The 14823-nt window shown below is 42.6% G+C and carries 7 protein-coding genes, 1 tRNA gene, 3 rRNA genes and 1 riboswitch; of the genes, 7 read left to right on the top strand and 4 right to left on the bottom strand.

The window, feature by feature from the left end; genetic code table 11:
• The 5 genes from C9J41_RS09950 to metA all read left to right on the top strand — a co-directional run.
• Nucleotides 1-108, top strand: a 23S ribosomal RNA gene (locus C9J41_RS09950); the annotation flags it as partial.
• 131 nt (nt 109-239) lie between these two features.
• Nucleotides 240-355: ribosomal RNA gene (gene rrf, locus C9J41_RS09945) — 5S ribosomal RNA — on the top strand.
• Between the two features lie 47 nt (nt 356-402).
• Nucleotides 403-478 (top strand) — tRNA-Thr (locus tag C9J41_RS09940).
• Between the two features lie 8 nt (nt 479-486).
• Nucleotides 487-602, top strand: a 5S ribosomal RNA gene (rrf, locus tag C9J41_RS09935).
• Between the two features lie 190 nt (nt 603-792).
• Nucleotides 793-1734: a homoserine O-succinyltransferase gene (gene metA / locus C9J41_RS09930; protein ID WP_045185647.1), complete on the top strand. Its 942-nt coding sequence runs from the start codon at nt 793-795 to the stop codon at nt 1732-1734.
• 50 nt (nt 1735-1784) lie between these two features.
• On the opposite strand, the gene C9J41_RS09925 is transcribed toward metA, so the two are convergent.
• Nucleotides 1785-3065 carry a sodium:proton antiporter gene (locus C9J41_RS09925; RefSeq protein WP_107294506.1) on the bottom strand — a complete coding sequence of 427 codons (1281 nt, stop codon included), beginning with the start codon at nt 3063-3065 and terminating at the stop codon, nt 1785-1787.
• Nucleotides 3066-3259: 194 nt separating this feature from the next.
• On the opposite strand from C9J41_RS09925, the gene metH reads away from it, so the two are divergent.
• Nucleotides 3260-6928 (top strand): methionine synthase, encoded by a 3669-nt coding sequence (gene metH, locus C9J41_RS09920; RefSeq protein WP_107294505.1) that lies wholly within the window; start codon nt 3260-3262, stop codon nt 6926-6928.
• Between the two features lie 82 nt (nt 6929-7010).
• Here the strand turns inward: metH and lysC are convergent, their stop codons facing one another.
• Complete coding sequence (gene lysC, locus C9J41_RS09915; protein ID WP_107246265.1) at nt 7011-8381, bottom strand: lysine-sensitive aspartokinase 3; 1371 nt, start codon at nt 8379-8381, stop codon at nt 7011-7013.
• Nucleotides 8382-8482: 101 nt separating this feature from the next.
• A riboswitch (Lysine riboswitch) is annotated at nt 8483-8667 on the bottom strand.
• Nucleotides 8668-8905: 238 nt separating this feature from the next.
• Between lysC and C9J41_RS09910 the strand changes: the two genes are divergently transcribed.
• Nucleotides 8906-10024, top strand: a complete 1119-nt coding sequence (locus C9J41_RS09910; protein ID WP_107294504.1) for an alanine--glyoxylate aminotransferase family protein — start codon at nt 8906-8908, stop codon at nt 10022-10024.
• 53 nt (nt 10025-10077) lie between these two features.
• Here the strand turns inward: C9J41_RS09910 and C9J41_RS09905 are convergent, their stop codons facing one another.
• Nucleotides 10078-11820 (bottom strand): PglL family O-oligosaccharyltransferase, encoded by a 1743-nt coding sequence (locus tag C9J41_RS09905; RefSeq protein WP_107294503.1) that lies wholly within the window; start codon nt 11818-11820, stop codon nt 10078-10080.
• A gap of 77 nt (nt 11821-11897) precedes the next feature.
• A complete protein-coding gene (gene uvrA, locus C9J41_RS09900; protein ID WP_105061062.1) occupies nt 11898-14723 on the bottom strand; it encodes an excinuclease ABC subunit UvrA in 2826 nt (941 codons plus the stop codon).
• Nucleotides 14724-14823 lie beyond the last annotated feature (100 nt).

Below are 14823 nucleotides of genomic sequence, written 5' to 3'. Positions count from 1 at the left end.
TTAAGGTCTCTAAAGGGTTGTTGAAGACTACAACGTTGATAGGTCGGGTGTGTAAGTGCTGCGAGGCATTGAGCTAACCGATACTAATTGCCCGTGAGGCTTAACCATACAACACCCAAGGGGTTTTTATCTCGTCAAGAGAAACGCGGACTCCAAGTACACTTGAACGTGTAGAGAACACTAGTTAACTTTTCCCAGATTGCTATTTATTGTCGATGACAATAAATAAACCGAATTTGCTTGGCGACCATAGCATTATGGACCCACCTGATCCCATGCCGAACTCAGTAGTGAAACGTAATAGCGCCGATGGTAGTGTGGGGTCTCCCCATGTGAGAGTAGGACATCGCCAGGCTTCAAATTTAGAATGTTGCATAAGCAGCTTTCATACAAGCTTTGTGTGCTGGTATGGCTCAGTTGGTAGAGCGCACCCTTGGTAAGGGTGAGGTCCCCAGTTCAAATCTGGGTACTAGCACCATTTATTTGTTTAGCGACCATAGCACAGCGGTCCCACCTGATCCCATGCCGAACTCAGAAGTGAAACGTTGTAGCGCCGATGGTAGTGTGGGGCCTCCCCATGTGAGAGTAGGACATCGCTAAATCTTATTTTAAAACCCAGCCTTCGGCTGGGTTTTCTCGTTTATAAGCCCTCATATTTCCCATATCTCTTTATCTCTATATTTATCTATTATGTTATTATTTTGCACTAAACTTGCGTCTGCCTTTCTTTTTCTATAACGTTGATGGAAGTTTAGACGGCTAAACATCTTGTGTCGAAAGGAGTCAACAAAGATGCCAATAAAAATACCTGATCGCCTACCTGCTACTGATATTCTGCGCAGTGAAAATATCTTTGTGATGACAGAGAAGCGTGCTGCTAGCCAGGGGATCCGTCCGTTGAAGGTATTATTATTAAATTTAATGCCAAAAAAAATTGAGACAGAGACACAGTTCTTACGCTTATTATCCAATAGCCCAATTCAAGTAGATGTAGAGCTATTACGAATCGATAATCGTCCAACAAAAAATACTCCTCAAGAACACTTAGATACTTTTTATCGTCAGTTTGAAATGGTGAAGCAACGTAACTTTGATGGATTGATTGTAACGGGAGCGCCGTTAGGTTTAGTTCAATTTGAAGATGTGCTTTATTGGGAAGAAATTCAAATCATCATGAATTGGGCGAAAGAGCATGTAACATCAACTATGTTTGTTTGTTGGGCTGCTCAAGCTGGGCTCAAACTGCTCTATGACTTGCCGAAGCGTACACGAAAAGAGAAATTATCAGGTGTTTATCAACATCGAATTCATGATTGTCATCACCCGGTACTACGAGGGTTTGATGATACTTTCTTTGCCCCCCATTCTCGCTATGCTGACTTCTCTCATGATTATTTAACTAAACATACTGATCTTGATATATTAGCGACTTCAGAGCAGGCAGGAGTGTATTTAGCAGCGACAAAAGATAAACGTAATGTATTCGTAACGGGGCATCCAGAATATGATGTAGATACATTGCATAATGAGTTTGTACGAGATAGTGAACAAGGGATGGAGCCAGCAGTACCTGTGAACTATTATCCTGAGAATGATCCTTCGAATGCACCTATTGCAAGTTGGCGTAGTCATGGTCATTTACTATTTAGTAATTGGTTAAACTATTGTGTATATCAGCAAACGCCTTACGATTTAGAGCACTTCTCCGAAGCGAGTTTTACGAAAGACGAATAATAAAAAAGCCTGCATTGAAGTGCAGGCTTTTTTGTTGATGGAATAATTACTTATTTATTTTTTAATTCCCAAAGCTTGGCTTTTTCAATTAATGGGGTAATGGTTGAACCTTGGATCAGGATCGAGAATACAACCACTGAATATGTCATTACGAGGATGATTTCTCGCACATCGATCCCCTTCTCTGGAATTACCATGACTCCAGCAGGAATAGCCATTGCCATTGCTAATGCTAAACCTCCGCGTAAGCCACCCCAAGTGAGGATCTTGACTGACATTGGATTGTACTGGCGGTAGCGATTGAAGCCCACATATGGCAGTTTGACACTGATGTAACGGCTTAGAAGAACTAAAGGTACGGCAATAATCATTAGGATCCAGTCTTCTTGGTGGAAGCTAAAACCAAGCATGGTCATACCAATTAACAGGAATAAGACCCCATTTAGGAATTCATCAACCAATTCCCAGAAGTGATCTAGGTGCTCTTCACTTTCTTTTGAAAAGCCAATATAACGGGTCCAGTTACCAATCATGATCCCAGATACCACCATAGCAAGTGGGCCTGAAACATGAAGAACTTCTGCTAAAGCATAACCTGCGGTTGGAATACCGATAGTAAGCAGTAATTCCATAGAGTGATCATTGGTTGAGCTAATGAGGTAGTGGAAAACTAGACCAAGAATAAAGCCGTAAGCAATGCCACCAATCGCTTCTTGTAAGAATAGCTGGGTTACGCCCATCACTGTTGGTGCGGTATCACCAAAAGCAATGGTAAACATGGTGACGAAGATAACGAGGCCAAACCCATCATTAAATAAAGACTCGCCTTCGATTTGAGTCGAAATACGGCGAGGCGCATTCATTTTCTTAACGATGGCCAATACAGCAATAGGATCGGTAGGGGAAATCAATGCACCAAAGAGTAAACAGTAAATCAGATCTAGTTGAATTCCGATTAACTGGCAGATCCCCCATAAACTGAAGCCAATAAAAAAGGTGGAGAATAAAGTGGCGCCCAGTGCTAATACGGTAATTTCCCACTTTTGATCTTCAAGATGGGGTAACTTGATACCTAAGCCGCCAGCAAATAATAAGAAGCCTAAAATGCCTTTTAATAGGAAATCTTCAAAGTTTATTTTGCTGATTTGAGTCGCGGCAACATCTTCAAGATGGAACCAACCGTTGTGTCCCGCAATGATGATCAATAGTGACAGGATTAATGATCCGGCAGTGATGGCAATGGTTGTTTGCATCTTACCTATTTTACTGTTTACAAAAGCAATAAGCATTGCTGCTGCAGCCAGAAAGCAGAGTGTGCTATAGACCGACATGCGTAACCTCTAGATTGGTGGGTTGTTAGAAAACTTGTGACGAAATAGTAAAACCATCAGTAATTAATGGCTACTGATAATTTGTTTTATTTTGAAAAGCTTTTGTTGTGTAAATTATATTTAGCTTTCTTTATCCCCAATTGAAGTGTGGTAGGATGTTACAAAGCTGTAATGGATTATAAGGATGTAGTGACGTGTTAAACAGCAAGGAATTACTGCATAAGCGGTTGGAAGAGCAAATCCTGATCATTGATGGTGGCATGGGCACCATGATCCAAGGTTATAAATTGGAAGAAGATGATTATCGAGGTCAACGATTTGCTGATTGGCATTCTGATCTAAAAGGGAATAATGATCTTTTAGTATTAACCCAACCCCAGCTGATTAAAGATATTCACCTCGCGTATTTAGAAGCCGGGGCGGATATTCTAGAAACCAACACTTTTAATGCTACAACGATTGCGATGGCGGATTACGACATGGAATCGTTGAGCGCGGAAATTAACTATGAAGCAGCGCGTCTCGCTCGTCTTGCTGCTGATGAATGGACCGCTAAAACACCAGAAAAACCACGTTTTGTTGCCGGTGTTTTAGGACCGACAAACCGTACTTGCTCTATCTCTCCTGATGTTAACGATCCTGGCTATCGTAATGTTACCTTTGATGAACTAGTTGAAGCCTATTCCGAATCGACACATGCCTTAATTCGAGGTGGCGCCGATATTATCTTGCTTGAAACTATCTTTGATACCTTGAATGCTAAAGCTTGCGCTTTTGCTGTTTCTGGGGTTTTTGAAGAATTGGGTTTTGAACTACCAGTGATGATTTCAGGCACCATAACAGATGCCTCGGGACGTACTCTTTCTGGACAAACAACGGAAGCGTTTTATAACTCATTACGTCATGTTAAACCTATTTCCTTTGGTTTGAACTGTGCGCTTGGGCCCGATGAATTACGTCAGTATGTTGAAGAGTTATCGCGTATTTCAGAATGTGCTGTTTCAGCTCACCCAAATGCGGGTTTACCTAATGCCTTCGGCGAATATGATCTTGAAGCTGAAGAAATGGCAGAACATATCCGCGAGTGGGCGAAAAGTGGTTTTCTCAATATGGTGGGGGGCTGCTGTGGTACTACGCCAGAGCATATCCGCCACATGTATGAAGCGACTCAAAATCTAAAACCTCGCCAATTACCTGATATTCCTATTGCTTGCCGTTTATCAGGGTTAGAGCCGTTAACGATTGATGCTGATACCTTATTTATTAACGTTGGTGAACGTACCAATGTGACAGGCTCGGCTCGATTTAAGCGCCTAATCAAAGAAGAGCTTTATGATGAAGCATTAGAGGTTGCTCGTCAGCAAGTAGAGGCTGGGGCTCAAATCATCGATATTAATATGGATGAGGGGATGCTTGATGCGAAGGCTGCAATGGTACGCTTTTTAAACCTTTGTGCTACAGAGCCCGAAATATCAAAAGTGCCTATTATGGTTGATTCTTCTAAATGGGAAGTGTTAGAAGCAGGGCTTAAATGTGTACAAGGAAAGCCTGTTGTTAACTCTATCTCGATGAAGGAAGGTAAAGATAACTTTATCACTCAAGCGAAATTACTTCGTCGTTATGGTGCAGCGATTATCGTAATGGCATTTGATGAAGTTGGTCAGGCGGATACTCGCGAACGTAAAATTGAAATTTGTACTAATGCTTATCGTGTGTTGGTTGATGAAGTCGGCTTTCCACCTGAAGATATTATTTTTGATCCTAATATTTTTGCTGTTGCGACAGGTATTGAAGAGCACAACAATTACGCCGTTGATTTTATTGAAGCGGTAGGGGATATCAAACGTACGCTGCCGTATGCCATGGTATCAGGCGGGGTGTCGAATGTTTCGTTCTCTTTCCGTGGTAACAACGCAGTTCGTGAAGCGATCCATGCTGTTTTTCTTTATTACTGTTTTAAAAACGGTATGGATATGGGGATTGTCAATGCAGGTCAGCTTGCAATTTATGATGATCTGCCTGATGAATTACGCGATGCGGTTGAAGACGTTGTGCTTAATCGCCGTGATGATAGTACAGAGCGCTTATTAGACATTGCCGCTAAATACAGAGATAGCGGTAATGTTGAAGAAGATCGCAGCGCTGCAGAATGGCGCGGATGGCCAGTTGAAAAGCGTTTAGAGCATGCGCTAGTTAAAGGTATAACCGAATTTATTGTTGAAGATACTGAAGAATCTCGTCAGAAAGCCAGTAAACCACTCGAAGTGATCGAAGGGCCATTAATGGCTGGGATGAACGTCGTTGGTGATCTATTTGGTGAAGGTAAGATGTTCTTACCGCAAGTCGTAAAATCGGCTCGAGTCATGAAGCAAGCTGTTGCCTATTTAGAGCCGTATATTGATGCTGAAAAGCAGGCTGGACAAACCAACGGTAAAATACTTCTAGCAACCGTTAAAGGCGATGTTCACGATATTGGTAAGAATATAGTCGGCGTTGTACTGCAATGTAATAACTACGAGATTATCGATCTTGGAGTGATGGTGTCATGCGATAAAATTCTAAAAGTCGCCAAAGAAGAAAACGTCGATATTATTGGCTTGTCGGGTTTGATCACGCCATCGCTTGATGAAATGGTCCATGTTGCCAAAGAAATGGAGCGACAAGGATTTGATATCCCTTTGCTTATCGGTGGTGCAACAACTTCTAAAGCCCACACGGCGGTTAAGATTGAGCAAAACTACAATCAGCCAGTAGTGTATGTATCTAATGCATCACGCGCAGTAGGTGTTTGTTCTGCGTTATTGTCTGATGAACAAAAGCCAGCGTTTGTTGAGCGTTTAAACCAAGAGTACGATGTGGTACGTGAACAACATGCGCGTAAGAAACCACGTACCGCACCTATTTCGTTAGAAGAAGCACGTGCTAATGCGGTTAATATTGATTGGCAAAATTATACGCCGCCAGTACCGAAAAAAGCCGGTGTTCACACCTTCACTGATTTCCCTGTAGCTGAAATTCGTAAGTATATCGATTGGACGCCATTTTTCATGACGTGGTCATTAAGTGGTAAATACCCAACGATTCTTCGTCATGAAGTTGTGGGTGAAGAAGCGACTAAGTTGTTTAATGATGCTAATAAAATCTTAGATGAGATCGAGAAAACAGGCATGATTAAAGCTAACGGTGTGTGTGGTTTATTCCCTGCCAATAATGTCGGTGATGATATTGAAGTGTACACAGACGATAGCCGAACTGATGTTTTAACTGTGCTGCATGGTTTACGTCAGCAAACCAAAAAGCCGAAAGGTCCTAACTATTGTTTATCTGACTATATTGCGCCTAAAGAGAGCGGCAAGGCTGATTGGATTGGCGCTTTTGCGGTAACAGGTGGGATTGGTGAATATGACATTGCTGAGCAATTTAAAGCAAAAGGTGATGATTACAATGCCATTATGGTACAGGCTGTTGCGGATCGATTAGCGGAAGCCTTTGCTGAATGTATGCATGAAATGGTACGTAAAGATATTTGGGGCTATGCAGCTGATGAAAATCTGAATAATGACGATTTGATCCGAGAAAAGTATCAAGGTATTCGTCCTGCACCTGGTTACGCCGCATGTCCTGAGCATACCGAAAAAGGTGCTATTTGGCAGTTACTTGATGCTGAGAAAAATACTGGCATGGTACTAACGGAAAGTTACGCAATGTGGCCTGGTGCTGCCGTTTCGGGATGGTATTTCTCACATCCTGATTCTCGTTACTTTGCGGTTGCTCAGATCCAGCAAGATCAGTTAGAAAGTTATGCCGATCGAAAAGGTTGGGATTTGATCGAAGCTGAGAAATGGTTAGGCCCAAATCTTTAATGCTTAATCGATAGTGAATAAAAAAGGCGCTCAATGCGCCTTTTTGTTTATCGGAACTTTATTTGGGTTAGTTAGAAAGAGCTTATTCCAACAAAGATGCGTGCAGTGTGCGAACCACGTCTTTAGCTTCATCTTCATTAATTAAGAAACATAAATTATGTGGGCTAGCACCGTAGCAAATCATACGAAGGTTATGATCTTCTAGCGCGCCAAAGATATCTTTGGCTGAGCCTTTCGTATCACTCATTTGGTTACCGATAAGTGCAACCAGTGATAGCCCTTGCTCGACGTCAACCACACATAATTGGCTTAATTCTTCAACGACTTGAAGCGGAAGCGTTGGCGCACCGCCACCAGTATCGGTTTGATCTAAGGTAAGTGAAACGCTGACCTCTGAGGTTGTGATGAGATCAACTGAGATTTTATGTTCAGCCAAGATACGAAAGACTTCTGCTAAAAAGCCATATGCATGGAACATATTTAAGCTAGTAAGTGTCACCATGGTTTGGTTGGCACGTAATGCGAGTGCTCTAAATAGTGGCGCTTCTTCAACGGATTGTCTGATCCAAGTACCGCCTTGCTCTGGTGCTTTTGATGAACCTACAAATACTGGGATCTGTTGACGAACAGCAGGTACTAGGGTTGATGGGTGTAAAATTTTAGCACCAAAGTTTGCCATTTCAGAAGCTTCACTAAAACTGATCTCTTTGATCGGTTTCGCGGCTGATGTAATACGTGGGTCGGTAGTGTATAAACCCGGTACGTCAGTCCAAATCTCTAATGTGCTAGCATTTACGGCTTCTGCGATTAAAGCGGCACTATAGTCACTCCCCCCACGACCAAGTGTTGTCGTAACACCTTGGCTGTTTGATCCAATAAAGCCCTGTGATACCACGATATTATTGTCTAATAGTGGTAATAATTGCTCAGTCGCTAATTGCTTAATGGTTTCTGGCTGTGGGATCGCTTTACCAAATTGATCATCAGTACGCATGATGGAACGAATATCTACACGTACAGCTGGGGCGTTTAGCTCGACTAATATTTGACTAAAAAGATGGGTTGAAAGCAGCTCGCCATGGCTAACAATTTGATCGGTCAATTGTGCAGAGGTTGTTGATGCCGCATGTTCAGCTAAGGTTGCGATGTTATCAAGTAGGCCGTAAATAGCGTCTTGAATATTTTCTGGGTGCTGAAGTTGATCAAGAACATCTTGGTGGGTTTGGGTCAGTGTCTGAATGCGTTGTTGGCGGGTCGTTGAATCGCTCACGCCATTGGCAAGTTCTACCAGAATATTCGTGACACCAGAGCAGGCGCTGATTAACACAATTTTAGTGTCTGGATTAGCAATAACAATGGCAGCACTTCGGCTCATTGCGGTGTAATCAGCAACACTGGTACCGCCAAATTTTGCGACAGTGAGTGAATCTGAATGTGTTGCAGCCTTGTCCATAATTAATTTCTCCCTAAATAGTAAACACATCACAAGGTAGGCTATTTTTTCGGGAGTATTCCCGACATCCTGTCAGGAGAGCATAAGAGGTGAATAGTCACTCACCCAGAAGCTCCCCACCAATGTCAATCATTGACCTTGGTGACAGCTAGAAGGATTCAACCTTCATAGCCGATATAACTCATCCCCTAATCAGTTATACCTCGGCGTTACTCTCCCTCTCATAATGGCGATTGGATGGGGTCCTGTCATTATGATACCTAGGTAACGCTCCTCTTCCGTTTAAAGTCGTACTGTTTGAATAATAAGTGCTTGAATAAAATATCATCTTATTGAATAAGATTCATCACCCTGTTGTCAAATGGAATATGACAATTTATTTACATATGATATTTCGTCAATGTGTGTCATGGGATCGGTATAGGTCGCTTGCACCAATGAAGGGGCTCTAATACTCTAAAATAGATAGCAACGCGTTCCACATAAAAATATCGACAGGGACAATGACTTTACGGAGCAAAAGAATGACAATTACCAGCTTTATCCCACCGCATCGAACCCTCATGGGGCCGGGACCATCAGATATTTATCCGCAAGTATTACAAGCGCTTAGTCGTCCTACGGTAGGGCACCTTGATCCATTATTTATCGGCATGATGGATGAATTAAAACAATTGTTGCAATATGCCTTTCAAACCCAAAATGCCTTTACCATCGCTGTTTCAGCGCCAGGTAGTGCAGGAATGGAAGCCTGCTTTGTTAATCTCGTTGAAGCTGGGGATAAAGTACTAGTTTGCCGTAATGGCGTTTTCGGGGAACGGATGCGGGAAAATGTCGAGCGTTGTGGTGGTGTTGCTATCGTTGTGGATAACGAATGGGGGGCGGCGGTTGATCCTGATTTAGTGGAGCAAGCGTTACAAAACGATCCTGAAATTAAAATTGTTGCTTTTGTACATGCCGAAACCTCAACCGGCGCATTGAGTGATGCGAAAACACTTGCAAAAATTGCCCGTAAACATGATTGCTTAACGATTGTTGATGCGGTGACATCACTTGGTGGTGTTCCTTTGCTGGTGGACGAGTGGCAATTAGATGCGGTTTATTCAGGTAGCCAAAAGTGTTTGTCCTGTACGCCGGGGTTATCGCCATTAACGTTTTCTCAAAAGGCGATTGATAAGATCCAGCAACGTAAAACCAAAGTACAAAGTTGGTTTTTAGATCAAAGTTTGGTGCTAGGTTATTGGAGTGGTGAAGGTAAGCGTAGCTATCACCACACTGCACCTGTAAACAGTTTATATGCGTTGCATGAAGCCTTGGTATTATTGCAAAACGAAGGGTTAGAAAATGCATGGCAGCGCCATCGAAATGTCCATGAAGAGCTTAAAGTTGGGCTTGAAAAGCTTGGTATCAAATTTGTGGTAGAAGAAACCTCACGTTTACCCCAACTCAATGCGGTTTATATCCCTGAAGGCGTTGATGATGCTGAGGTACGTAATGAGTTGCTGCAACGTTACAACTTGGAAATCGGAGCAGGTTTAGGTGCGTTGGCAGGTAAAGCGTGGCGTATCGGTTTGATGGGCTATGGTGCGAGAAGTGAAAATGTTGCGCTGTGCTTAAAAGCGCTAGAAACCACATTGAAGTAATTTATTGATGAGTAAATAAAAATGGCTACCAATTGGGTAGCCATTTTTTATGGTTATTTAGCAGCAGACGTTGCCTTTGCTTCGCTGTTTTGCTGCTCAAAATTTAAAGATGGGAATAAGAACAGCGCTTCATCTCTGATTTGTGATGCTTGCTCTTTATTGCCGAGGGCATCGTAAGCAAGGATCAGGTTTTGATACAGCGCTGGTCGCGGCCACGTTTTCGCTTTCTCGGTTGCCCATTGAATATAGTCTTCAATTAGTGCTGGCTTATTACTGCTAATTCCGAGTTGCAGTTGGGTCAGTTGTAAATCCCAATCAAAACGGTTTTTCCACGACCATGGATTATTCACCTTAAGTAAGTATTCAATATTTACTGGTCGAGTGGTTTCAAATTTAGTTAACTGCCAACCTGAATACAGGGTCGTTATCATAAAGCTAGAGATAAAAATTGGTACAATAAGTGCGAAAACTTTCAGCCCTAGTACGTAGCTTAATGATTGGCGATGATATTTGGTGGTGAGGTTATCTACCCAAAATATCAGTATGATAAAGATCAGCCAATGGACTAATGAATGGTAGAAAGGATACTCAAGTTGGGTATGCAGAACGATAGGGAAAAACAATCCTATTAAGGCTAACTGGGTACCATTAGGCGCTTTTCTTATTTTTACCATTACCGCAAATGCAGCAAGCAATAAGCCGATAAGTGGGACTATACCGCCTTCGTCTGCCCAGAAAAGTAACTCGTTATGTGGGTGATCTAAGCTAGGAACACCTGCATGTTGTGCTGGATCTTCATTGTGCCATAACGCGGTTTGCGTGATGTAAGCGGCTTCAAATTTACCATACCCATAACCTGTAAGTGGTTTAGTAGTAAACATGTCATAGGCTTGTGGATATATAACTCCTCGACCATCACCAGCAACAGTTACGCTGTTGTTTTTAGGTGACCAATTCTCTGTAGATGAAATATTCCATGCCAAACAAAGCCCTAATGTAACCATTAACAACCATAAACGTTGTGCTTGTTTTGCGGCAAAGCGACGTAAATATGGCAGCATTAGTATTACGCCGATAATTGCGCCTAGCCAACCTGTACGAGAGTTCAACACCACTAACATTGGAATCGTTAGCATAGGTGTGATCAGCAAAGTGATATGAAGCCAGGACCATTTACCGCGATATAACGGGATACGTGCTAATAAGTAAGTACTAATCACGAGTCCAGTTGCAAGAAAGCTTGCCATCACATTCGGTTGCTGGAAAATACCATAAGGGCGGTTAGCGATAGTGTCATAGCCAATAGGGTTTTTTGCCGGGATCCAAAGGTATTGATACCACGCAAATATGGCTTCAATGAGTACCCCAATTAAAATAAACCATAACAAACGTTGGCGTTGCTGGTGGGTAAAGACGAATTGCTGCAAGCTGACAAAAAACAGAAATCCAGCCCATAAGGTAAACAAGCGATTAAACGCCGCTCCAGCATCAGCATTGGAATAAAAAATGGGGAGAGTCAGCAGTACACAACAAGCAAACAATAATAGTGTCAGGCGTGAATAACGCCAGATTTGTTGGCGACAAATTTCAAGTAAGCCGAAGGAGATAGCAAAACTAAAAGGGATCCAAACTGCAGCATTAAACGAGAGTTCAAGCCCTGAACCACCTGGATTGTGTTGGAAGTAGTGCATCGCAACAATGAAAATAACACCGATTGTTGCAAGGAAATAGCGTACCAATGGTTTAGAAATCCGTTTCTGTTCTAATCTGGTACCTTCGAGTTGTAACACTGTCATGGTTGTTCCTGAGTATGAATAAGCAAACAGGCTGAGTAAAATCAGCCTGTTATCATATGTTAGCGTGTTTTCATATTCTAACCTAGTAGCGGTTTAAGGAACCTTGCTGTATGTGAGCCTTTTACTTTAGCTACATCTTCAGGTGTTCCTGTTGCAATGATCTCGCCACCACCACTACCGCCTTCTGGACCAAGATCGATGATCCAATCTGCGGTTTTTATTACGTCTAAGTTATGTTCGATCACCACAATGGTATTACCTTTATCACGCAATTTATGCAGCACTGTTAATAGCTGCTGAATATCGTGGAAGTGTAGTCCGGTTGTTGGCTCATCCAGAATATAAAGTGTCTTTCCGGTATCGCGTTTCGATAACTCTTTTGCGAGTTTTACACGTTGTGCTTCACCGCCTGATAAGGTTGTCGCCGCTTGACCTAAACGAATATACGATAAACCAACATCCATTAAGGTTTGTAACTTTCTTGCAATAGCGGGAACCGGATCAAAGAATTCTCGTGCATCTTCAACCGTAAGCTCTAACACTTCATCAATGGTTTTACCTTTGTAGCGGATCTCTAAGGTTTCACGGTTATAACGTTTTCCTTTACAGGCATCACAAGGGACATAAACATCGGGAAGAAAATGCATTTCAACTTTAATAACACCATCACCTTGGCAGGCTTCACAGCGACCACCACGAACGTTAAAACTAAAACGCCCTGGTTTATAACCACGGGAACGGGCTTCTTGAGTGCCTGAAAAAAGCTCACGAATAGGGGTGAAAATACCGGTATAAGTGGCAGGATTTGAACGCGGAGTACGACCAATCGGGCTTTGGTTAATGTCGATAACCTTATCGAAATGTTCTAGATCTTGGATCTCACGATACGGCGCAGGTGTGCCAGTTGTTGCACCATTTAATTTGTGATGAGCAATTTCAAAGAAGGTATCGTTAATAAGTGTTGATTTTCCTGAGCCAGAAACACCGGTAATACAGGTAAATAAACCAACAGGGATTTCAACATTGACATCTTTTAGGTTGTTACCGGTAGCGCCCAGTAGTTTGACGGTTTTTTCGGGATCAAACGGTGTTCGCTCTGCAGGAATTTCAATTGCTTTTTTACCGCTGAGGTATTGTCCTGTTAATGATTCTTTTGATTTTAAGATATCTTTAACGCCACCTTGCGCAATGATATTACCACCGTGAACACCCGCACCAGGGCCAATATCAATCACATAATCTGCAGCACGAATGGCATCTTCATCGTGCTCAACCACAATCACGGTATTCCCTAAATCACGAAGATGAATTAAGGTTTTGAGTAGTCGTTCGTTATCACGCTGGTGGAGACCAATGGAAGGCTCATCTAAAACGTACATCACGCCCACAAGCCCTGCACCAATTTGGCTGGCAAGACGAATACGTTGTGCTTCACCGCCAGATAAAGTATCTGCACTACGAGATAGGCTCAGGTAGTTTAAGCCAACATTGATTAAGAAACTTAAACGCTCGTTGATTTCTTTTAAGATCTTTTCTGCAATTTGCGCCCGTTGCCCTGTTAAAGCTAGCTCATCGAAGAATTGGTGTGCGCCGCTAATGCTCATTTCACAGATTTGTGGCAAGTTGGTTTCACCAATAAACACGTGGCGTGCTTCTTGGCGTAGGCGCGAACCATGACAGCTTGAACAAGGCTTAGTCGAAACAAACTTTGCGAGCTCTTCTCTTACTGAGTTAGATTCGGTTTCACGGTAACGACGTTCCATATTATTGAGGATCCCCTCAAATGGATGGCGTCTTACGGTAATATCACCACGATCGTTGATGTATTTAAACTCGATCTCTGTATTGCCAGAACCGTTTAAAATGACTTCTTTGATTTTCTTCGATAGCGAATCAAAGGGTGCTTCAACGTCAAACTTATAATGCTCAGAAAGTGATTTAAGCATTTGGAAATAGTAAAAATTACGTTTATCCCAGCCGCGTATAGCGCCGCCAGATAAACTTAATTCGCCATTTTGAATCACCCGTTCGGGATCGAAGTACTGCTGAACACCAAGCCCATCACAAGTACCACAGGCACCGGCTGGATTGTTAAACGAGAACAGGCGTGGTTCAAGCTCTTGCATACTATAACCACAGTGTGGACAGGCAAAATTGGCAGAAAATACCTGCTCTTCACCTTCTTCACCGGACATCGGTGCTATCACTACATTACCGCCTGATAGCTCTAAAGCGGTTTCAAAAGATTCGGCTAAGCGGATCTGTAGATCGTCACGAACTTTGAAGCGATCAACGACCACTTCAATGGTATGTTTTTTATGTAGTTCTAATGTTGGTGGATCGGAAAGATCGCAAACTTCACCATCAATACGGGCGCGGATATAACCTTGTGCAGCTAAGTTCGCCAGCGTTTTTACGTGCTCACCTTTACGCTCTTTAATGATAGGTGCCAGTAGCATTAGCTTACTGCCTTCTGGCATGGCTAAGACTTGGTCGACCATCTGACTCACAGTTTGCGCTGCAAGCGTAATGTCATGGGTTGGACAGCGAGGCTCACCGACACGGGCGTACAATAAACGTAGATAGTCGTAAATTTCGGTAATCGTACCAACGGTTGAACGTGGGTTGTGCGAGGTGGATTTCTGCTCGATGGAAATGGCAGGCGAAAGCCCTTCAATATGATCGACATCAGGCTTTTCCATTAAGGATAAAAACTGACGCGCGTAGGCAGAAAGAGATTCAACATAACGACGTTGGCCTTCCGCATATAAGGTATCAAAAGCCAGAGAGGATTTCCCCGAACCTGATAACCCTGTGATAACGATGAGCTTATCGCGGGGGATCGTTAGATTAATATTTTTAAGGTTATGGGTGCGAGCACCCCTGACTTCGATGTTATCCATATCAGTGATGATTCTTTTATTTTATTTAACGACTAGTATTTCACAGCGGATCATAATGAGCAAAAAATACTGAGTAAAAACACAGTGAAATGGATAAAAA

This window comes from Photobacterium sp. GB-50 (assembly GCF_003026755.1).
In the GTDB taxonomy this organism is placed as follows: domain Bacteria; phylum Pseudomonadota; class Gammaproteobacteria; order Enterobacterales; family Vibrionaceae; genus Photobacterium.
Note: the sequence above shows the minus strand (reverse complement) of the source record. Positions and strands in the feature narration are given on the sequence as shown.